At 66.2% G+C, this 19,244-nt stretch carries 18 protein-coding genes and 1 pseudogene; 12 read left to right on the top strand and 7 right to left on the bottom strand.

Annotation, left to right across the window (positions count from 1 at the left end; all coding sequences use genetic code 11):
* Positions 1-19: 19 nt before the first annotated feature.
* On the bottom strand, positions 20-1,048 hold the full coding sequence (locus tag AAFP30_RS24095; RefSeq protein ID WP_419232682.1) for an NAD(P)-dependent alcohol dehydrogenase: 1,029 nt from the start codon (positions 1,046-1,048) through the stop codon (positions 20-22).
* A 113-nt stretch (positions 1,049-1,161) separates the two neighbouring features.
* Here AAFP30_RS24095 and AAFP30_RS24090 point away from each other — a divergent pair, with 113 nt between their 5' ends.
* Genes AAFP30_RS24090 through AAFP30_RS24065 form a run of 6 tightly spaced genes read left to right on the top strand, consistent with a single transcriptional unit; the run spans position 1,162 to position 8,339 of the window.
* Positions 1,162-2,154 carry a sugar-binding transcriptional regulator gene (locus tag AAFP30_RS24090; protein ID WP_419232569.1) on the top strand — a complete coding sequence of 331 codons (993 nt, stop codon included), beginning with the start codon at positions 1,162-1,164 and terminating at the stop codon, positions 2,152-2,154.
* Positions 2,154-3,545 carry an ABC transporter substrate-binding protein gene (locus AAFP30_RS24085; RefSeq protein ID WP_419232568.1) on the top strand — a complete coding sequence of 464 codons (1,392 nt, stop codon included), beginning with the start codon at positions 2,154-2,156 and terminating at the stop codon, positions 3,543-3,545. Before AAFP30_RS24090 ends, AAFP30_RS24085 begins: the two co-directional genes overlap by 1 nt.
* Positions 3,546-3,551: 6 nt before the next feature.
* Positions 3,552-4,508, top strand: a complete 957-nt coding sequence (locus AAFP30_RS24080) for a carbohydrate ABC transporter permease (protein WP_419232567.1) — start codon at positions 3,552-3,554, stop codon at positions 4,506-4,508.
* Complete coding sequence (locus tag AAFP30_RS24075; RefSeq protein ID WP_419232566.1) at positions 4,508-5,386, top strand: carbohydrate ABC transporter permease; 879 nt, start codon at positions 4,508-4,510, stop codon at positions 5,384-5,386. The genes AAFP30_RS24080 and AAFP30_RS24075 overlap by 1 nt, the downstream gene beginning before the upstream one ends.
* 36 nt (positions 5,387-5,422) lie before the next feature.
* Positions 5,423-6,529 carry an ABC transporter ATP-binding protein gene (locus tag AAFP30_RS24070; RefSeq protein WP_419232565.1) on the top strand — a complete coding sequence of 369 codons (1,107 nt, stop codon included), beginning with the start codon at positions 5,423-5,425 and terminating at the stop codon, positions 6,527-6,529.
* Positions 6,530-6,569: 40 nt separating this feature from the next.
* Positions 6,570-8,339 carry an alpha/beta hydrolase gene (locus AAFP30_RS24065; RefSeq protein WP_419232564.1) on the top strand — a complete coding sequence of 590 codons (1,770 nt, stop codon included), beginning with the start codon at positions 6,570-6,572 and terminating at the stop codon, positions 8,337-8,339.
* A gap of 3 nt (positions 8,340-8,342) precedes the next feature.
* Here AAFP30_RS24065 and AAFP30_RS24060 read toward each other — a convergent pair whose 3' ends face one another.
* Entirely contained in the window at positions 8,343-8,828 is a 486-nt protein-coding gene (locus AAFP30_RS24060; protein WP_419232563.1) for a nuclear transport factor 2 family protein, read from the bottom strand.
* Positions 8,818-10,686 (bottom strand): N-acyl-D-amino-acid deacylase family protein, encoded by a 1,869-nt coding sequence (locus AAFP30_RS24055; protein ID WP_419232562.1) that lies wholly within the window; start codon positions 10,684-10,686, stop codon positions 8,818-8,820. The genes AAFP30_RS24060 and AAFP30_RS24055 overlap by 11 nt, the downstream gene beginning before the upstream one ends.
* 85 nt (positions 10,687-10,771) lie before the next feature.
* On the opposite strand from AAFP30_RS24055, the gene AAFP30_RS24050 reads away from it, so the two are divergent.
* From AAFP30_RS24050 to AAFP30_RS24035, 4 genes are read left to right on the top strand one after another with little or no spacing between them, the layout of a single operon-like run.
* A complete protein-coding gene (locus AAFP30_RS24050) occupies positions 10,772-11,710 on the top strand; it encodes a helix-turn-helix domain-containing protein (RefSeq protein ID WP_419232561.1) in 939 nt (312 codons plus the stop codon).
* The gene (locus AAFP30_RS24045; RefSeq protein ID WP_419232560.1) at positions 11,707-12,273 is read left to right on the top strand and encodes a dihydrofolate reductase family protein; all 567 of its coding nucleotides are present in this window, start codon (positions 11,707-11,709) and stop codon (positions 12,271-12,273) included. Before AAFP30_RS24050 ends, AAFP30_RS24045 begins: the two co-directional genes overlap by 4 nt.
* A gap of 47 nt (positions 12,274-12,320) precedes the next feature.
* The gene (locus AAFP30_RS24040; protein WP_419232559.1) at positions 12,321-12,788 is read left to right on the top strand and encodes a carboxymuconolactone decarboxylase family protein; all 468 of its coding nucleotides are present in this window, start codon (positions 12,321-12,323) and stop codon (positions 12,786-12,788) included.
* 30 nt (positions 12,789-12,818) lie between these two features.
* Positions 12,819-13,646: a crotonase/enoyl-CoA hydratase family protein gene (locus AAFP30_RS24035; protein ID WP_419232558.1), complete on the top strand. Its 828-nt coding sequence runs from the start codon at positions 12,819-12,821 to the stop codon at positions 13,644-13,646.
* 6 nt (positions 13,647-13,652) lie between these two features.
* Here AAFP30_RS24035 and AAFP30_RS24030 read toward each other — a convergent pair whose 3' ends face one another.
* Positions 13,653-14,123, bottom strand: coding sequence for a nitroreductase family deazaflavin-dependent oxidoreductase (locus AAFP30_RS24030; RefSeq protein WP_419232557.1), 471 nt, complete (start codon positions 14,121-14,123; stop codon positions 13,653-13,655).
* A 139-nt stretch (positions 14,124-14,262) separates the two neighbouring features.
* On the opposite strand from AAFP30_RS24030, the gene AAFP30_RS24025 reads away from it, so the two are divergent.
* Entirely contained in the window at positions 14,263-14,700 is a 438-nt protein-coding gene (locus AAFP30_RS24025) for a hypothetical protein (protein WP_419232556.1), read from the top strand.
* Here the strand turns inward: AAFP30_RS24025 and AAFP30_RS24020 are convergent.
* Entirely contained in the window at positions 14,666-14,887 is a 222-nt protein-coding gene (locus AAFP30_RS24020; protein ID WP_419232690.1) for a hypothetical protein, read from the bottom strand. The genes AAFP30_RS24025 and AAFP30_RS24020 overlap by 35 nt on opposite strands.
* On the opposite strand from AAFP30_RS24020, the pseudogene AAFP30_RS24015 reads away from it, so the two are divergent.
* Positions 14,798-15,725: pseudogene (locus AAFP30_RS24015) on the top strand (N-acetylglucosamine kinase). The gene AAFP30_RS24020 and the pseudogene AAFP30_RS24015 sit on opposite strands and share 90 nt — an antisense overlap.
* A 3-nt stretch (positions 15,726-15,728) precedes the next feature.
* On the opposite strand, the gene AAFP30_RS24010 reads toward AAFP30_RS24015, so the two are convergent.
* Positions 15,729-17,090 carry a hypothetical protein gene (locus AAFP30_RS24010; RefSeq protein ID WP_419232555.1) on the bottom strand — a complete coding sequence of 454 codons (1,362 nt, stop codon included), beginning with the start codon at positions 17,088-17,090 and terminating at the stop codon, positions 15,729-15,731.
* A gap of 139 nt (positions 17,091-17,229) precedes the next feature.
* Positions 17,230-19,194, bottom strand: coding sequence for a molecular chaperone HtpG (gene htpG / locus AAFP30_RS24005; protein ID WP_419232554.1), 1,965 nt, complete (start codon positions 19,192-19,194; stop codon positions 17,230-17,232).
* Between the last annotated feature and the right edge of the window lie 50 nt (positions 19,195-19,244).

Below are 19,244 nucleotides of genomic sequence, written 5' to 3'. Positions count from 1 at the left end.
GACAGTGCCTTTCGAATGGTCAGAGGGTCGAGGGTTGCGGATCGGGGTGGCGGGAGACGCCGGGGTGGATGACTGCCTTGATGCTTCCCGGCCGACGATCGGCGTCGAGCGCTTCGGCCACTTCGTCGAGCCCGTAGCGCCCGGTGATCATGGCTGTGAGGTCGACGCGTCCGGATTCCACCAGTGCGGCGGCGGCCGGCCAGGTGTTGGCATAGCGGAAGACCCCGGTGAGGATCAGTTCGCGGTTCTGGATCAGCGAGACCGGGAAGGTCATCTCGTCGGCGCCCATCCCCACCAGAACGGCGCGGCCGGCGGGGCGCAGGGATCGGATGCCGGCGTCGACGGCGGCCGGCACCCCGCTGGCGTCGATGAAGGAGGCGACGGGTTTCACGGGGTGGCCGGGCTCGAGCACCTCGGTCGCCCCCAGGTGCATCGCGGTCGCGCGGCGGCGTTCGTCGGGTTCGCTGACGACGATCCGGGTCGCCCCGGCTGCTGCCGCAACCTGCGCGCACATCAAACCGATGGGTCCGGCTCCCGCGATGAGCACCGAATCCCCCATGCCCACTTCCGCTTTGCGGATCGCAGCGATCGCCACCGACAGTGGTTCGAACAAGGCGGCCATCTCGTCGGTCACCTGATCGGCGATGCGGTGGGCGAACGCCGAGCCGATGGTCACGTACTCCGCGAGAGCGCCGTCGACCGGGGGTGTCGCGAAGAAGCGCATGTGGGGGCAGAGGTTGTAGAGGCCGCGCCGCGATTCGTCGCTGGAGGGGTCCGGGGTCTGCGGTTCGATCGACACGCGATCCCCGATCCGGGATCGGGGCACGTCGTGGCCGACGTCGACGATCACCCCGGCGGCCTCGTGCCCGAGCACGATTGGGGCGTCGACGACGTAGTCGCCGATGCGGCCGTGGCGGTAATAGTGCGCGTCCGAACCGCACACGCCAACCGCCGTGACCTGCACCAATACCTCGCCTTGGCCGGGACGTGGCACGGGCCGGTCCTCGACCGCCAGATGACCGCCGGGATGCAGCACGCTGGCGCGCATGGTGCTGACTGCCGGATCACTCGCACGATTCACTGTTGCCTGAGTCACATCAGCGATGTTAGCGTATTGAGCATGTTCACGGCTAGTGAGCAAATGCTCACGGAAGGACACCGATGGTGACCACACCCGCCAAGACCACCCCGGACACCGGAACCGACCTGCGCTTGCTGGTGCGCGCGGCGACGATGTATCACCTCGAAGGGCTGACGCAGGCCGAGATCGCCACTCGTCTCGGGGTGTCCCGACCGACGGCGGGCCGACTGGTTGCCCGCGCCCGGGCGCAGGGACTGGTGCAGGTCACGGTGACCGCCCCCGGCCATCTCAGCGACTCCATCCACACCGACGCCGAACGCGCCGTCGAGGATGCCTTCGGGCTCAACGAGGTTCTCGTCATCGACGAACTCGCCGACGGCTCGCCGTCGGGCAACGCCGCGCTCGGTCGGGCGGGCGCGTCGGTGCTGGCGCGGCGCGTGCAACCCACCGACACCGTCGGATTCACCTGGGGCCCTGAGCAGGTCGCGGCCGCCGACGCGATGCCGGGTAATGCGTCCTGCCAGGTGGTGGTGCAGATGGACGGATCGATGACCTCGGTCGAGTACCACACCGGCGTCGATCACGCGTTATCCCGATTCTCCGAACGCTTGCATGCCCGCCCGATGCGCCTGATGGCGCCACTGTTCGCCGACCCGGACACTGTCACCGCCCTGGAGCGCGATTCGATCATCTCCCAGGCACTATCGGCCGCCCGTGCCGCAAACGCCATGCTGTTCGGTGTCGGCTCGGTCTCCACCTCCACCACGCTGTTCGAGGGCGCCTACATCGATGCGGTGGTCCTCGACGAGCTCGACGAGCTCGGTGCGGTCGGCGAGATCGGCGGCCGGTTCTACGATGCCGACGGGCGTCCCGTGGCGTCGAGTCTGGTGAACCGCACGGTCTCGGTTCCGCTCGACGCGGTCCGGGCCTGTCCCACAGCCATTCTCATCTCCGGTGGAGAACACCGCCGGCACTCCATCCTCGGCGCGCTGCGCGGCGGGTTCGCGACGATTCTCGTCACCGACCTACCCACCGCGGAATGGCTTGTCGCCCAACAGAAAGGTACAGACTGATGTCCCACGAGCACAGTGTGCGCTCACGCATCAGGCGATACGCGGACCGAGCACGCCTGCGCGCCGGCCTGGTTGTCGGTGCCGCGCTCACCCTGGTCCTGGCCGGGTGCTCCGGAGCCGGCTCCCTGACCGGCGGCGGTGGCAACTCGGTCACCATCGCCATGGTGTCCAACTCCCAGATGACCGACGCGGTGGCACTGTCCGACCAGTTCGAACAGCAGAACCCCGGCATCAACCTCAAATTCGTGACTCTGTCGGAGAATCAGGCCCGCGCCAAGATCACCGCGTCGGTCGCCACCGGCGGCGGAGAGTTCGACGTCGTGATGATCAGCAACTACGAGACCCCGATGTGGGCGCAGAACGGCTGGCTGGTGAATCTGTCGCCGTACATGCAGGCCGATCCCTCCTACGACGCCGACGATTTCATTCCGACGCTCAAAGATGCGCTCTCCTACAAGGGTTCGATGTACTCCGCACCGTTCTACGGCGAGTCGTCGTTCCTGATGTACAACAAGAAGATGTTCGCCGATGCCGGCGTCTCGTTGCCGGCGAAGCCGACGTGGCCGCAGGTGGCCGAGGCCGCCGCAAAACTCAACCGCGGCAACGTGTCCGGGATCTGCCTGCGCGGCAAGCCGGGCTGGGGTGAGGTGCTCGCCCCGCTGGACACCGTGATCAACGCGTTCGGCGGACGCTGGTACGACGAGAACTGGAATGCCCAGCTCACCAGCCCGGAAGTGAAGGCCGCGGTGAACTTCTACGTCGACACCGTCCGGAAGTACGGCGAGCCGGGCGCCGCGTCGTCGGGCTTCCAGGAATGCGGAAACCTGATGTCGCAGGGGCAGGCCGCGATGTGGTACGACGCGACGTCGGCGGTGTCGGTGCTGGAGAGCCCCGATACCTCGACCATCGCCGGCGACGTCGGCTACCTGCCGGCACCCAGCATGGCCAAGGGCGACAACGGCTGGCTCTACACCTGGTCGTTGGGTATCCCGACCAGCAGCCACAAACAAGACGCGGCATGGAAGTTCATCAATTGGATGACAAACCGCGACTACATCGCGCACGTCGCGAAAACCCTCGGCGCCACCCATGTTCCGCCTGGCAGCCGGATGTCGACCTACCAGCTGCCCGAGTACCAGAAGATCGCCAAGCCGTTCGCCGAACCGACGCTGTCGGCCATGACGGCGGCCAACCAGCTCAAGCCCACGCTACAACCCGTGCCGTACACCGGTATCCAATTCGTGGGGATTCCCGAGTTCCAGGATCTCGGAACCCGGGTGAGCCAACAGATCTCGGCGGCGATCGCCGGACAGATCAGTGTCGACCAGGCACTCGCCCACAGTCAGCAATACGCCGAAACCGTCGGCAAAACCTACCAGAACGAGAGGTGAGGCATCGTGGCCACCGCAGTAGCAGAACCCGGCGCCCAACCGGCGCCGTCGGGCGCACCACTGAGTTCCCGGCGCGACCACATCACGCGCGCCGAAGGATGGCGTCGCCGCGGCCCGTTGTTGCCCGCACTGATCTTCATGATCGTGGTGACCCAGATCCCGTTCCTGTTCACCCTGTACTACTCCACCCAGTCGTGGAACCTGGTGCGTCCGGGATCGCGGGAGTTCAACTGGCTCAACAACTATGTGGCGGTGTTCAGTGACGCACAGTTCTGGCGCGTCACCCTCAACACGATCTTCCTGATCGTCGGAACCGTCGTCGCGTCTGTTGTTCTCGGGTTGATCTTTGCACTCCTCCTCGACCGGAAGTTCGTCGGCCGCAGCGTGGTTCGCACTCTGCTGATCACGCCGTTCCTGGTGACCCCGGTCGCCGCGGCGCTGCTGTGGAAGACGAGCCTGCTGTCGCCGACCAACGGCCTGGTCAACTGGGCGTTGAGCCCCTTCGGGATTCACACCGACTGGCTCAGCCAGTATCCGCTGATGAGCGTCATCGCCGAATTGGTCTGGCAGTGGACGCCGTTCATGATGCTGCTCATCCTGGCCGGCCTGCAATCGATGCCGCACGACATCTCCGAGGCCGCCCGGGTGGACGGGGCGACGAGTTTCCGACTGTTCCGCGAACTCACGCTGCCGCACCTGCGTCGATTCATCGAACTGGGTACCGTGCTCGGCGCCATCTACCTGGTCAACACGTTTGACGCCGTGTACATGATGACCTCGGGCGGACCGGGTGTCGCGAGCTCCAACCTGCCGTTCTACATCTACCAACGCGCGTTCCTCGGATTCGACATCGGACAGGCCGCCGCCATGGGCGTGGTCACCGTGATCGGCACGATCGTCGTCGCATCCCTGGCCTTGCGCCTGATCTTCAAGAGCTTCAGTGGGACCGAGGAGGCCGCCTGATGACTACCACCCTGAATCGCCCGCCGACCACCGACACCCCGTCGACGACAGTGGAGGCCCGCCGCCGTCGTGACCCGAAGCAGGCGCTGCTGACGGTCATCACCTGGATTCTCGCTCTCGGCTTCTTCTTTCCGGTCCTGTGGATGGTGCTGACCGCGTTCAAGAAGGAGAATCAGGCGGCGACCGATCCGCCGACCTTCATCTTCACCCCGACACTGGAACAGTTCCAGAAGGTGTTCGACGCGGGTATCGGTACGCCACTGCTCAATTCGCTGTTCGCGACCATCGTCTCCACCATTCTCGTACTGGCACTCGGTGTTCCGGCCGCGTTCGCCCTCTCGCTGCGCCCGGTCCGCAAGACCCAGGATGCCCTGTTCTTCTTCATCAGCACCAAGATGTTGCCGATCGTCGCTGCGATCATCCCGCTGTACGTGATCGTGGGCCGAATCGGCATGCTCGACAACATCTGGACGCTGATCATCCTGTACACGGCGATGAATCTGCCCATCGCGGTGTGGATGATGCGGTCGTTCTTCCTCGAGGTACCCGGCGAACTGTTGGAGGCCGCCAGCATCGACGGCGCCAGCCTGTGGACCTCGGTGCGTGAGGTGATCTTGCCGCTCATCTCTCCCGGTATCGCCGCGACCGCACTCATCTGTGTGATCTTCTCGTGGAACGAGTTCTTCTTCGCGGTCACGATGACCGCGGTCAACGCGCAAACAATGCCGGTGTTCCTCACCGGGTTCATGTCCGGCGAAGGTCTTTACTGGGCGCAACTCTCGGCGGCCTCGGTGCTGGCCGCGCTGCCGGTGGTGATCTGCGGCTGGATCGCCCAGAACAAACTCGTCCGCGGTCTCTCGTTCGGCGCGATCAAGTAACCCCCCCACTTCCTCAACTCTCACAGGAGAATCCTCATGGCTTCCATCACCTACGACGACGCCTGCTGCGTCTATCCCGGCGCGGAGAAACTCGCCGTCGACCGCCTGAACCTCGACATCGCCGACGGCGAGTTCGTCGTCCTCGTCGGGCCCTCCGGGTCCGGCAAGTCCACGGCGCTGCGCATGCTCGCCGGCCTCGAGGAGATCGACTCCGGGCAGATCCGCATCGGCGGAGAGAACATGGTGGGTGTCGCACCCAAGGACCGCGACATCGCCATGGTGTTCCAGAACTACGCGCTCTACCCCAATAAGACCGTCGGCGAGAACATGGGCTTCGCACTGAAGATGCGGGGTGTGCCGGCCGAGGAGCGCAAGGAGAAGGTGGCCGAGGCCGCGCGTCTGCTCGATCTCACCGAGTATCTCGACCGCAAGCCGGCCAAGCTGTCGGGCGGTCAGCGGCAGCGGGTGGCGATGGGACGCGCGATCGTGCGCGAGCCACAGGTGTTCTGCATGGACGAGCCGCTGTCGAACCTCGACGCCAAGTTACGGGTGCAGACCCGCACCGAAATTGCCGCGCTGCAGCGACGCCTGGGCACCACCACCGTCTATGTCACCCACGATCAGGTCGAGGCGATGACGATGGGCGATCGGGTCGCCGTGCTGCGCAACGGCGTTCTGCAACAGTTCGCCTCCCCGACGGACCTGTACGACCGTCCCACCAATGCGTTTGTGGCCGGATTCATCGGCTCCCCCGCGATGAATCTGTTCACCGCGCCGGTCCGCGACGGCGCCATCGCGGTGTCGGGTGCGACGGTGGATCTGGAAGCCGAGACGGCGGCCGCGCTCCGTAACTCGGGCCTGGACTCGGTGGTCGTCGGCATCCGTCCCGAACATCTGGCACTCGGCGACAACACCCATGGCATCGCCGCGGAGGTGGCGCTCCTGGAGGAACTGGGCAGCGAAACCTATGTCTACGCCAAGGTCGATGATCTCTCCATCACCACCCTCGACGGTGACCCGGTGATGCTGGTCGCGCGGTCGTCGGAACGCTCACCGGCCAAACTGGGCGAGGGCCTGCGTCTGCGTCAGGCCGATCGTGCAGTCCATCTGTTCGATCCCACCACCGGCGCGCGCCTGAACTGACACGTCACGGCCGGGTTCGGCGCCGATCGACTGGTACTCTGTGCGGGCTGATGACCCTGAGGAGCACCCGGTGGATTCCGAGAGCGTTACCCCCACTGTCGAACCCGGCGCGACCGCGCCCGAGCCGGCGCCCGCGCCCGAGCCGGCGACCGCGCCCGACGCCGCACGCCCCCCATGGTGGCGCCGCCAGCTGAACCGGTATGCCTTCGCCGGCATGGTGACCGCGCTCGTCTTCTTCTGGTTGTCGATGACGCCGTCGTTGCTGCCGCGCGGCGGACTGTTCCAGGGGGTTGTCGGCGGGGCGTCGGCCGCCGTCGGCTACTGCCTCGGGGTCTTCCTGGCCTGGCTGACGCGCTTCATGATCTCCCGGGATCGTCGATGGCCCTCGCCGGCCCGCGAGTACTGGCTGGTGATGGGTGCCGTCGCGGTGATCGGCACCGCCATGATGCTGTACTGGTTCTCCCAGTGGCAGACCGATATTCGCGACATCATGAGTGTTGAGCACCTCAGTGGCAGTGCGTATCCGGTGATCATCATCGTCGCGGTGATCGTGTTCCTGCTCCTGGTGAGTCTGGGTCAGCTGTTTGCGTCAGCCGTCCGCGGGGCCGTGCGGCAACTGAACCGGATTGCACCGCCACGGGTCTCGGCGGTGATCGGACTCGCGCTGGTCGCGTTGCTGACCATCTTCCTGCTCAACGGCGTCATCGTGTCGAACGTCATGAATGCGTTGAACTCCAGCTTCGCGGCGGCCAACAACGAGACGAAGGCCGACAACTCCCCGCCGACCTCGGCGCTACGGTCGGGTGGTCCGGGATCGCTGGTCACGTGGGATTCGCTCGGTCGCGAAGGCCGGGTCTTCGTGTCCCGCGGACCCGACGTCGGAGCGCTGACCACCTTCAACGGAACGCCCGCGATGGAACCGATCCGGGTCTACGCCGGTCTCGATTCGGCCGACACGATCCGCGAGGGTGCCGAGCTGGCGGCCCAGGAACTCGAACGCACCGGCGGTCTACAACGCAAGGTCGTCGTCATCGGTTCGTCGACGGGCAGCGGCTGGGTGAACAAGGCGACCGTGGATTCGCTGGAGTACATGTACAACGGCGACATCGCCACCGTCAGCATGCAGTACTCGTTCCTGCCGAGTTGGCTGTCGTTCCTGGTCGACAAGGAACGGGCACGCCAGGCCGGCCAAGCGTTGTTCGAGGCCGTCGACGAACGCGTGCGTGCGATCCCGGAGGCACAGCGGCCCAAGCTGGTGGTGTTCGGCGAGAGCCTCGGATCCTTCGCCGGGGAGGCCGCTTTCGGCACCGTGCAGACCATCGCGGCGCGCACCGACGGCGCACTGTTCAGCGGTCCGACGTTCAACAACACGATCTGGAACGACGTCACCGCCAACCGCGATGAGGGAAGCCCGCAGTGGCAGCCGATCTACGACAACGGCCAGCAGGTGCGGTTCATCGCCGACGAAGGGGATCTGGCGAAGCCGAACGCACCGTGGAAGACCCCGCGCACGGTCTATCTGCAGCACGCGAGCGACCCGATCAGCTGGTGGAGTCCGCATCTGATCCTGAACGAACCGGACTGGCTGAAGGAACCGCGTGGGCGCGACGTGATCTCGTCGACCCATTGGATTCCGTTCGTCACCTTCCTGCAGGTGTCCGCGGACATGGCGGTGGCCGTCAACGTGCCCGACGGCCATGGCCACGACTACCTCTCGGCCATCCCGTACGCGTGGGCGCAGATCCTGCAGCCGGAGGGATGGACCGAGGAGAAGACCAAGGCGCTGCTCCCCCGGCTCAACCGCGACTGAGGCTCAGACCAGGCCGGTCGCGTCGAACACCCAACTGGTGTCGGCGGTGGCGAGGTCTTCCATCCAGGTCGGCGGAGCGCTGTTGATCAGCGTGGGTGAATCCCAGTAGTCCTTCCACAGCGTGATCTTGCCGTCGACCACCGTGTGCACGCTGACGAATGGCAGGACCGCGACCTCACCGGTGGGCCACTCCCAGGTTTCGGAGTGCTCGTAGATCACGTCGTCGCCGGACGCGACGAGCACGCCGTCGTGGTTGGTGTAGGAGCTCAGCGGTTCGAAGGCGATCTTGATGCGCTTGACGATGTCGACCGGACCGCGGGCGGCCAGGGTCGGCCCGAACGGCACGTCGAGATAGATGCAGTCGTCGGCGAGAAACGGCATCATCGCGTCCCACTCCCGGTCTGCCAGCGCCGACCAGAGCCCGCGGACCACGGAGCCGGGCTCGGCGCCGTCGGATTGTGTTGCGGTCGTGGTGGAATCAACGGACATCGGCGAGATCCTTTCGGAGTGCAGGCACGGCGGGCGCGTCGAGTTCGGGCCGGACGGCCGGCGCGCGGCCACCGTAGGTGAGGAACTGACCGGTACGGTCGGCGCCGACGACATCGGTGGGCACGCCGTGGTCGAAGACCTTGCGCCCGCTGACGAAGACGGCGACGACGGTGTCGTCGTTGCGATTGACCATCCGCGACATGCCGCCATAGGCCTCGATCGGCGCCTCGGCGTAGGTGTCGAGCGAATCGTCGAGTTTCGTCGGGTCGATGATCATCAGGTCGGCGCGGTCACCAAGTCGCAGGTGCCCGGCGTCGAGGTGATACCAATCGGCGAGTTCGCCGGTGAGGCGGTGGATGGCGGCCGCAGTGTCCATGAACGGCTGTCCGGCCAGTTCGGCGGAACGCACGTGGCGCAGTAGCCGGAGGCCGAAGTTGTAGAAGGCCATGTTGCGCAGGTGGGCTCCGGCGTCGGAGAACCCGATCTGGATGCCTGGCTCGGCCGCCAGCTGCTTGAGCACCTCGGGGCGATGGTTGGAGATCGTTGTCCGCCACCGCAACTGTTTGCCGTGTTCGAGGACCAGGTCGAGGAAGGCGTCGACCGGATGCAGGCCGCCGCGGTCGACCCCGACCTGCCCGAAGGACTTCCCGATCACCGACGCGTCGGGGCAGTCCACGATCTCGGCGTCGAAGAAGTCGCGATGCCACACGCGCGTACCGTACTTGGACTCGTAGTCCTTGCGGAACCGGCGTCGATACTCCTCGTCGCGCAGCAATTCGTTGCGCTCCACCTCTTCTTGGAGATGAAGGGCGGCGGCACCGGAGCCGAACTCCTCGAAGATCACCAGATCGATGCCGTCGGCGTAGACCTCGAACGGCACCGGCAGGTGCTGCCAGCGGAAGTCCCCGCCGAGCCGATTGACCAGGGCAGCAAGCGGTCCCAGCATCTTGATGGCGTACGGGTTGGCCTTGATGTCGGCGGCCGAGAGCAGGCTGGTGCGCAGTTGCGGCCGCAGGAAGCCCAGCGAGGTGAAGGCCTGGGAGCCGACATTGAGCGGATTGGAGATGTCCGGGCCGGACTGCAGCACCCGCCCCGACTTGCGGAGCAGCGACTTGAGCCGACGCAATTCTCGCGGCTTGGCGTAGGTCGACGGCAGCGTCCGGGAGCGACAGGTGTCGCCGTCGAGTTTGTCGAACAGCAACTGCTGCGACGACATTCCGACGAATCCGGCGTCGATCGCATCGGTCAGCCACTGCTGCATCCTGGCCATCTCGGCCCGCTTGGGCCGCACCGACTTCCGCGTCGCCCGATCCAAACCCATGGCTGCAGTGCGTATGTCGGAGTGACCGAGGAAGGCGGCGACGTTCGGCCCGAGTGGCCGCGCTTCGAGGGCTGCGATGTATTGCGCAGGTGTCGACCACGTCTTGTGTGAGTTCACCGTGGTGATCACGTGTTGGCGCGGAATGGCCTCGACGCGCCCGAAGAGGTCTCCGGCCTCGGTGCCGTCGACGTGAATCGTGGACAGCGAGCACGATCCCACCAGGATGGTCGTGACGCCGTGGCGAAGTGATTCCGCCAGTGCGGGTTCGGCGAGTACCTCGATGTCGTAGTGAGTGTGGATGTCGACCATGCCCGGCATCACCCACTTGCCGCCGGCGTCGATGATCTCGGGGCAGTCGGAATCGTCGAGGCCGTTCTCGGAGATCGTCGCGACATGGCCGTCGCGCAGACCGATGGTGCGGACCCGCCCCGGCGCCCCCGTCCCGTCGAACCACAATGCGTTGCGAATGATTGTGTCGTAGGTCACTCGATCATTAGAGACGGGGCGGATGAGCTGTGTCAACGATTCAGTAGACATTTCTCGATTTCTGTACACCTGACCCGGTTGGAGAGAGCAAGAACGGTCGGGTGTTTCGGGGCGGGTGCGGCCGATAATGGAGCACATGACCGACACGGGACGCGACCGGCTGCGTGAACTGCTCGACGCGGTACTCGACGACGACAACGACACTCTTGATGACATGGCCGCTGGGGCGTTCAGTTCCGTCCATCACTTCAGCCGGCAGTTGTCCAAGAGCACCGGAGAATCGCCGGTGGCGTTGCGCCGCAGGGTGATGCTCGAACGCGCGGCATGGGAGCTGCAACGCGGACAGTCGGTGACCGACACGGCCTTTGCGGCCGGCTACGACTCGGTCGACGGATTCACCCGTGCCTTCGGCCGTGCGTTCGGACACCCACCGAGTCGGCTCGGGTCGGCGACCGCGCGCGGGCATTGGCTGCCGGCGCCCAACGGAATTCATTTCCACTCGCCCACCGTGTTGTACATCGACGGGCCGACGTCGGCGGAGGACTCCGCAGGCGACGTGCTCGCGCTGCTGGTGCGCCACGACCTCGACGATGTGGCCGCGCTTCTCGATGCGGCGAAGAATCTCGACGACGAGACCGCCCGCCGGCCACGACTGCCCGGACACCAACCGCTGGCGTGGAGCGGCCCCGAGGAATCGATCATGGCTGCACTCGTGCACCTCGTCGTCGACAAACGCCCGTGGCTGGCAACCATCGAGGGTGCCGACATGCCCACCGATCCGGCACCGGACACCATTTCCGAACTGATTGACCTGCATGCCGACCTGGCACCGCGGTGGCTGGCGTTGACCCGCGACATCGATCGGCGGCAGGCATGGGGCGACCGCATCGTCGACGCGCTGTGTGATCCACCGGAATCCTTTCTGCTGTCCCAGATCTGGGCGCACGTCCTGACGTTCTCCGCGCATCGCCGGTTGATCATCCGGTGGATGCTGAGCGATGCCGGGCTACCCGTCGACCACCTCGACCCCGATCCGATCATCTGGCATCGACAACAATCCGGAGGCTTCGCATGACCACGGACACCCGCACTCAGCGGTTCCGCTACTACACCGCAACCACTCTCGACGGTTTCCTGGCCGACGAGCACGACTCGCTCGAGTGGCTGCTGAGCCAGCCGATCGACGAGGATGGGCCGATGAACTACCAGGAGTTCATCGGCGACGTCGGTGCACTCGTGATGGGTGCGACCACCTACCACTGGGTGTTGGAACATGAAGTGCAGCAAGGTAATCCGTGGCCGTATGAGATCCCGTGCTTCGTGTTCACCCATCGTGAGGTGACCCCGGTGACGTCGGCGGTGCAGCTCGTCGCGGGCGACCCCGCGGCCGTGCGCACGCAGCTGCTCGAGGCGGCCGACGGCAAGGACGTGTGGGTGGTCGGCGGCGGTGACCTGGCCGCCGGGTTCGCACATGCCGGGATGCTCGACGAGATCATCGTGAACATCGCACCGGTCACCCTGGGGTCGGGCCGGCCGCTCTTCGGAGGGCGGTTCGACCTCGAATTGCTCGAACTGGACCGCAATCGCGCGTTTCTGTGTGCACGGTATGCGGTGGTGGGGCCGCGGCCGGTGGCGTGAGGTCGATTGCCGTGAGAACACGTTCTAGTTTCGGCTAGGCTCGAAAGATGGCACGCATCGGCGACTTCGCAGACGACGACCTCGTGGGCTGGTTCGGGTTGTCACCGGACCTCGGCGCAGCGGTCGGCGGTTACGCCGACGCGGTCTACCGGAAGGGCAGGCTCTCCCCGCGCACGCGGGAGCTGGCACGCATGGTGATCGCCGGCCGCAACGAGTGCGCCGTGTGTGAGAACACCCGCGACGAGACCCTCGACGACGAGTTCTATGCACATGCCGCCGAATGGCGGACCTGGGACGGGTACACGGACGCGGAACGCGTGGCCGCGGAGTTCGCCGACCGGTTCGCCACCGATCATCTCGACCTGCGTGTCGACGACGATTTCTGGTCCCTGTGCCACCAGCATTTCGACGACGAGCACATCGTCGACCTGGCGTTGTCGTGCGCGCTGTGGGTAGGTCAGGGCCGCGCATTACGGGTGCTCGATATCGGGCAGGCGTGCCGCCTGACGATCTGAGCTACCTGACCGGACGGTAACCTCTTCGGCATGAGCGACCAACAGTGGAATGCGTTCGAGGTGTCCATCGCCGACTATGTCGCGGAAGTGACCCTCACCGGGCCGGGCAAGGGTAATGCCATGGGGCCCGACTTCTGGCGTGAACTCCCCGAGATCTGCGCGCACCTCGACCGTGACGACGATGTGCGGGCGATCGTGCTCACCGGCGCGGGCGCGCACTTCTCCTATGGCCTCGATCTGGCGGCCATGGGCGGTGACCTCGCCGGAGTGCTGGCCGACAATGCGAAAGCACGGCCGCGCACCGACTTTCACGAGACCGTGCGCCGGATGCAGGCGGCGATCACCGCGGTGGCGGATTGTCGTAAGCCGGTCATCGCGGCGGTGGCGGGCTGGTGCATCGGTGGTGGCGTCGACCTCATCAGTGCGGCCGATGTCCGCTACGCCAGTGCCGACGCGAAGTTCAGTGTCCGCGAGGTCCGGGTCGCAATGGTCGCCGACGTCGGCAGCTTCGCGCGGCTGCCCGCGATCATCGGTGACGGGCACCTGCGGGAACTCGCGTTGACCGGCAAGGACATCGACGCCGAGCGCGCCGCCCGGATCGGCCTGGTCAACGACGTGCTGCCGGATCGTGACGCAGTGCTGGCGGCCGCCCGTGCCACGGCCAAGGAGATCGCCGCCAACCCGCCGCTCGTGGTGCAGGGTGTGAAGGCCGTCCTCGACCACAGTCGCAGTGCAGCGGTACACGACAGCCTGCGTTACGTCGCGGCGTGGAACTCGGCGTTCCTGCCGAGTGAGGACCTCACCGAAGCCGTCACCGCCGTGTTCGAGAAGCGGGCGCCGGAGTTTCGGGGGGCGTAGGGCTCGTCAGACGGGGTCGAGCTGGAAGACCGGGATGGTGCGGTCGGTGCGGGTGACGTAGAGGTCGAAGTTGGGCCACACCGAGCGCAGCCGCTCCCACGCCGCGGATCGTTCGGCTCCGTCGAGTTCACGCGCGGTCACGGGGTGGGGGTGCCCGCGGCTGCTCATCTCGGCCTCACCCGCGGCTCGGAGGTTGTAGACCCATTGCGGCATGTCCGGGCCGCCGAAGTACGAGCCGGCGATCAGCCAGCGCCCGTCCTCGACCGGGACGGCCAGCAGGCGTGTCGTGCGCATGACGCCGCTGCGCCGACCGGCCACCCGCAGTGTGATGTTGGGGAGGCCGGCGATGTCGAGCAGGCCGTAGCGCTGGCGGGTGAGTCGTTGAACGAGGTTGTCGCAGTACACGATCTGCGGTAGGTACCGCGGCATCCAGCTGATCGAACCGATCTTGACCGCCAACGGCGTGAGTGCGCCCATGCGTTCAGTGTGTCAGCATCGCGAGACCGACGGCACGCCACCCACATCGCGCCGAAGAACGCAACACCGTCATCCACAGCCCCACCGGCCTGTGGACGCGGGGATACCGGTTGGGTGATTCTCGGGTCACGATCGAAACATGACACCAGACAACACAATTCCGGAGATCGACACCGCCCAGGACCCGATCGGGTCCACCGAGGATCTACGCCAACGCTGGCGCGCCCTGATGGGTCCGCTGGGGTTCAGCGAAGCACTGCTGTGGTTCGCCTTCATCGACCCCGACCACCGACTCATCCCCCAACTCAACCAGCTGCCGCTGCCCGACGAGCCCGATCCGATGCTCACCTCGATGCTCATGACCCGGCTGGGCGAGGCCATCGACGACATCCCCGGTGTGACCGTCGCCTGCCTGATCACCCGGCCCGGCAGCGACGGACTGACCGAGGCCGACTGTGCCTGGGCGCGGGTACTGACCGACCTCGCCGCCCGGCACGGTGTGCCGATGCATCCGGTTCACCGCGCCAACGACCTGGAACTCGTCACCCTGACGATGGCCATCGACAAGGCCGCGTGAGCACGCGACGATCGTCGGCCCGCCACCGCAGCAGCACGGGTACCTTCGTCAGCAGGTCGCCGCCGCAGTGGTGACCGGGCGCGGACGGAGGTCGGACTTGGACGAGCAGCGACGCATTCTCGTCGACGGTGGTCAAACCGGCACCCGCCTGCGGGTCGTCGGACCCGGCGACCAGACGAGCGATCACGACGCGGGTCCGGTACACACCGATCGGCCGGTGGTAGCGCAGATCGCCGGCGCCGTGACCGGCCTGGTCGAGGAGCTCGGCGGAGGCGTCGACGCCGTCGCCGCCGGTGTGTCCGGGTTGACCCCCGAGGCTTCCCGGGCCCGGCGAATTGCTCGGCGCCCTCGGTCATCTCGGTGTGCGTCGGGTTGCGCTGGCCCACGACTCGGTCACCGCGTTCCTCGCGGCCAACCGGCTCCATCTCGGGGCGGTCACCGCGGTTGGCACCGGCGTGGTCACCCTGGGGGTGGGTCCGGCCGGCACCGCCCGCGTGGATGGCTGGGGACATCTGGTAGGCGATGCAGGCAGCGCGTACTGGATCGGCCGGGCCGGGCTCGATGCGGCGTTGCGGGCGTTCGACGGTCGCGGCGCCGCCACGGTCTTGGAGGCCGCGGCACGAGAGACGTTCGGGCCGTTGCCCGAGTTGTACATGGTGCTGCAGGGAGACCCCGATCGGGTGTCGCGCACCGCATCGTTCGCCCGCGCCGTCGATACGGCGGCGCGCGCCGGCGACGCGGTGGCGATCGACATCACTCACGGTGCCGCCGCGGAACTGGCCACCTCGGTCACCGCCGCGCTCGACCGCAGTGGCTCCGGCGCGGAACCGGGTGCTCGAGTGAGCTGGCTGGGCCAGGTGCTCACCGGCAACGACCAAATCCGTGCGCGGTTCGTCGAACTCGTCACCGCGGCACATCCGGCGTGTGTCGTCGAGCCGCCGCTCGGGGAACCGCTCGACGGCGTCGCCGAACTCCTGGACCTGCCGTCGGATCACCCGCTGGCCGGCGACATCCACCGCGCGTGACGGTCAGGAAGCAGGCGTGTACACCGGCGTCGGGACGGAGAGATCGATACCGCCGCTGAGGAATTGGCTATCGGTGTCGGTGTTGTCGGTGCCGTACTTGGGCACGAAGGTCGCACTCCATTCGACGGTGCCGAACACCGTGACGAGGTTCGGTTCGTCGTACTTGAGCCGGTAGTCGATCTTCGACAGGTCCGTCGGCTTGGTCCAGCGGACCGAACCCGGCACGACGCTGTCGGAGATCCACTGCCCGCAGCCGGGACGATCCGTCGAGGCCCGCGCCTGGGTGGACCCAGCGCAGTTGTCGAAGTACGCGTTCATGGCGTCGGTGACAGCGGTGAGGCCCTTGTCGCTGAGTCCGGTCTCGAGGCTCGGGTAGGCCGACGAGCCGGGGCCGAGCGGGAAGTCGTTGGCCTGCTTGTCGACGACCTTGATGTTGGGGTTCTTCGATGCCCACACCTGCGGTCCGGGGAACACGTAGACCTTCGAGTCGTCGGCGATGTCGATGCCGAAGAGCGTCGGTTGCGGGATGTTCACGTTGTCGACGTTCATCGGGATCGCCCCGTTGTCGATGGCCCAGTCCCCCTCGGATTTCCGCAGGGTGAAGTCGACGTCGGCGTTACGCGAGCCGAACTTGTAGGTGGCCTTGACGGTTGCGTACTCGCCGAGGTTGTTCTCCGGCTTGCGGACGTTGATGTCGGTGATCTTGGCGATGCCCTGTTGTTGTTTGAGGACGTCGTCGGTGAGCAGTTTGGTCGACGCCGGCGTCCGGATCACCGAGAGCGCCTTCTTCGAGTCGGCACCGGCCAGCCCGTCGAGGTAGGTCTGCACGGCCGCTTCGGGCGAGCCGCCCGGCCCCTTGTCCCGGGTGCTCACCGCGATGAGCGTGATCACCAGCAGCACGACCACCAGCGCCGCGACCGCGGTCAGCCAGATGAACATCTTTCGACGGTTCTTCGGCGGCCCGGGTGGCGGCGGATATCCGCCCTGGGCGCCGTAACCGGGCTGCCCATAGCCTTGCTGGCCGTAGCCTTGCTGGCCGTAGCCTTGCTGGCCGTAGCCTTGCTGGCCGTAGCCTTGCTGGCCGTAGCCCTGTTGTCCATAGCCCTGTTGTCCGTAGCCCTGTTGCCCATGGGTGGGCTGTCCATAACCCGGCTGGCCGTAGCCCTGCTGGTTCGGATCGGTCGGACCGTAGCCGGACGCGCCAGCACCCGGTGCGATCTGCGTCGGTTCATACGGATCGCCCGGGCCTGCTCCGTACGGCGTCTGACCGTACGGCTGGCCGTAGGGAGGCTGACCCGATCCGCCGACACGCTGCGTCGGATCATCGGGGTTGCCAGGCTGACCTGGGTTGTTCGGGTAACTCACGGTTGCCTTTCGGGTCCGATCACGCGCGCCGGGATCGGACTCACCTTAGTCGACCTGGTCGGCCGTCCCATCGTTCACCCGCTCGAATGTCCCCTGATCAGACGACGTATCGGGGCTGCTTTCCGCAGGCCGGCTCTCCTCAGGACTGTGTGGTGCCCAGCGCGGTGGTGAGCGTGCCGGCAAGGATCTTGGCGAACTCGGCCGGGTCGCCCAGCTCGCCGCCCTCGGCGATCACGGCCATGCCGTAGAGCAATTTGGCGGTCGGCACCAGATCGCTGTGGTCATCGGACGCCCCGAACTGCGACTGCAGTTCGGTGATCAGCGGATGGTCCGCGTTGAGTTCCAGGGCGCGCTTGGTCTTGGGCACAGCCTGCCCGGACGCCCGGTAGAGCTTCTCGAGCTGCGGCGACATGGAGAACGTGTCGCCGACCAGACACGCGGCGGAGTCGGTGAGCCGCGAGGACAACCGGGCCTCGGACACGTCGTCGGACAGCGTCTCGCCGAGCCAGCCGAGCAGTCCCCCGAATTCCTCGGCGCGGCGCGCCTTGTCCTCCTTGGCCGCCTCATCCTCGTCGGCGTCGTCGAGCGCGTCGAGGTCGACCGCGCCCTTCGCGATCGAGGTGAACGACTTGCCGTCGAACTCCGCTCCGCTCGAGGTCCAGATCTCGTCGACCGGGTCGGTGAGCAGCAGTATCTCGATGCCCTTCGCGCGGAAGGCCTCGATGTGCGGGGAGTTCTCGACCTGCTGCCGGGACTCACCGGTCATGTAGTAGATCGTGTCCTGACCGGATTTCATACGGCCGATGTAGTCGGTCAGCGTGGTCAGCTCATCGGCGGAATTGGTCGACTCGAACGACGACGCCTTCAGCAGTGCTTCCCGGTTGTCGGCATCGTTGACCAGACCTTCCTTCCAGACGCGGCCGAAGTTCTCCCAGAAGGTGCGGTAGTCGTCGGGGCGGTTCGCCGCGATGTCGGACACCGTCGAGATGACCTTCTTGGTGAGTCGACGACGGATCGCGCGGATCTGCCGGTCCTGCTGCAGGATCTCGCGCGAGACGTTCAGCGACAGGTCCGCGGCGTCGACGACACCCTTGACGAACCGCAGGTACTCGGGCATGAGTTCTTCGCAGTCGTCCATGATGAACACCCGCTTGACGTACAGGTGGATACCCGCGGCGTGCTCGCGCATGAACAGGTCGAAGGGTGCCTGCGAGGGGATGAACAGCAGTGCCTGGTACTCGAAGGTGCCTTCGGCCTTGAGGGTGATCGTCTCCAGCGGATCGTCCCACGCGTGGCTGACATGCCGGTAGAAGTCCTTGTACTCCTCTTCGGAGACCTCGTCGGACGACTTGGCCCACAAGGCTTTCTGCGAGTTGATGGTTTCGGTGACGACCTCGACGACCGGCTCGGCATCCTCATCGGCGTCCTCGGCCGGCGGCACCGTCTTGGTGACGTCCATCCGGATCGGCCAGCCGATGAAATCTGAGTAGCGCTTGACCAGCTGCCGGAGCTTGCTCTGGTCGGCGTAGTCGTAGAGGTGATCGTCGGTGTCGACGGCCTTGAGGGTCAACGTGACTGCGGTGCCCTGCGGGGCGTCGTCGACGTCACCGATCGTGTAGGTGCCGTCGCCGGTGGACTCCCAGCGAGTACCGGTGGACTCCCCCGCCTTGCGGGTCACCAGCGCGACCTTGTCGGCGACCATGAAGGTGGAGTAGAAGCCGATGCCGAACTGCCCGATGAGTTCCTCGGAGGCGGCGGAGTCCTTCGCCTCGGCCAGCTTGCGGCGCAATTCGGCGGTGCCGGAGCGGGCCAGGGTGCCGATGAGCCCGACGACGTCCTCGCGGGACATGCCGATGCCGTTGTCGGTGACGGTCAGGGTGCGGGCCTGCGCGTCGGGATCGAGGGTGATGTGCAGATCGCTCGAGTCGACGTCGAGCTCTTTGTCCCGCAGCGACTCGATGCGCAGTTTGTCCAGCGCATCGGATGCGTTCGAGATCAACTCACGCAGGAAGCTGTCCTTGTTGGAGTAGATCGAATGCACCATGAGATCCAGCAACTGCCGGGTCTCGGCCTGGAATTCGTGGACTTCGGGTTGACCGCTCATCATGATCCTCCATTGCACACAACATGCACGTCAATGTCGGTGCCGGAGTT

This window comes from Gordonia sp. CPCC 205515 (assembly GCF_048537925.1).
In the GTDB taxonomy this organism is placed as follows: domain Bacteria; phylum Actinomycetota; class Actinomycetes; order Mycobacteriales; family Mycobacteriaceae; genus Gordonia.
This window is presented reverse-complemented; position numbering and strand designations above follow the sequence as displayed.

What these genes read in the sequence shown, in the direction of transcription:
- AAFP30_RS24095 (WP_419232682.1), bottom strand. Translation starts at nt 1,048, where the DNA reads ATGCGCGCCAGCGTGCTGCATCCCGGCGGTCATCTGGCGGTCGAGGAC.
- AAFP30_RS24090 (WP_419232569.1), top strand. Translation starts at nt 1,162, where the DNA reads ATGGTGACCACACCCGCCAAGACCACCCCGGACACCGGAACCGACCTG.
- AAFP30_RS24085 (WP_419232568.1), top strand. Translation starts at nt 2,154, where the DNA reads ATGTCCCACGAGCACAGTGTGCGCTCACGCATCAGGCGATACGCGGAC.
- AAFP30_RS24075 (WP_419232566.1), top strand. Translation starts at nt 4,508, where the DNA reads ATGACTACCACCCTGAATCGCCCGCCGACCACCGACACCCCGTCGACG.
- AAFP30_RS24070 (WP_419232565.1), top strand. Translation starts at nt 5,423, where the DNA reads ATGGCTTCCATCACCTACGACGACGCCTGCTGCGTCTATCCCGGCGCG.
- AAFP30_RS24060 (WP_419232563.1), bottom strand. Translation starts at nt 8,828, where the DNA reads ATGTCCGTTGATTCCACCACGACCGCAACACAATCCGACGGCGCCGAG.
- AAFP30_RS24055 (WP_419232562.1), bottom strand. Translation starts at nt 10,686, where the DNA reads ATGTCTACTGAATCGTTGACACAGCTCATCCGCCCCGTCTCTAATGAT.
- AAFP30_RS24050 (WP_419232561.1), top strand. Translation starts at nt 10,772, where the DNA reads ATGACCGACACGGGACGCGACCGGCTGCGTGAACTGCTCGACGCGGTA.
- AAFP30_RS24045 (WP_419232560.1), top strand. Translation starts at nt 11,707, where the DNA reads ATGACCACGGACACCCGCACTCAGCGGTTCCGCTACTACACCGCAACC.
- AAFP30_RS24040 (WP_419232559.1), top strand. Translation starts at nt 12,321, where the DNA reads ATGGCACGCATCGGCGACTTCGCAGACGACGACCTCGTGGGCTGGTTC.
- AAFP30_RS24035 (WP_419232558.1), top strand. Translation starts at nt 12,819, where the DNA reads ATGAGCGACCAACAGTGGAATGCGTTCGAGGTGTCCATCGCCGACTAT.
- AAFP30_RS24030 (WP_419232557.1), bottom strand. Translation starts at nt 14,123, where the DNA reads ATGGGCGCACTCACGCCGTTGGCGGTCAAGATCGGTTCGATCAGCTGG.
- AAFP30_RS24025 (WP_419232556.1), top strand. Translation starts at nt 14,263, where the DNA reads ATGACACCAGACAACACAATTCCGGAGATCGACACCGCCCAGGACCCG.
- htpG (WP_419232554.1), bottom strand. Translation starts at nt 19,194, where the DNA reads ATGAGCGGTCAACCCGAAGTCCACGAATTCCAGGCCGAGACCCGGCAG.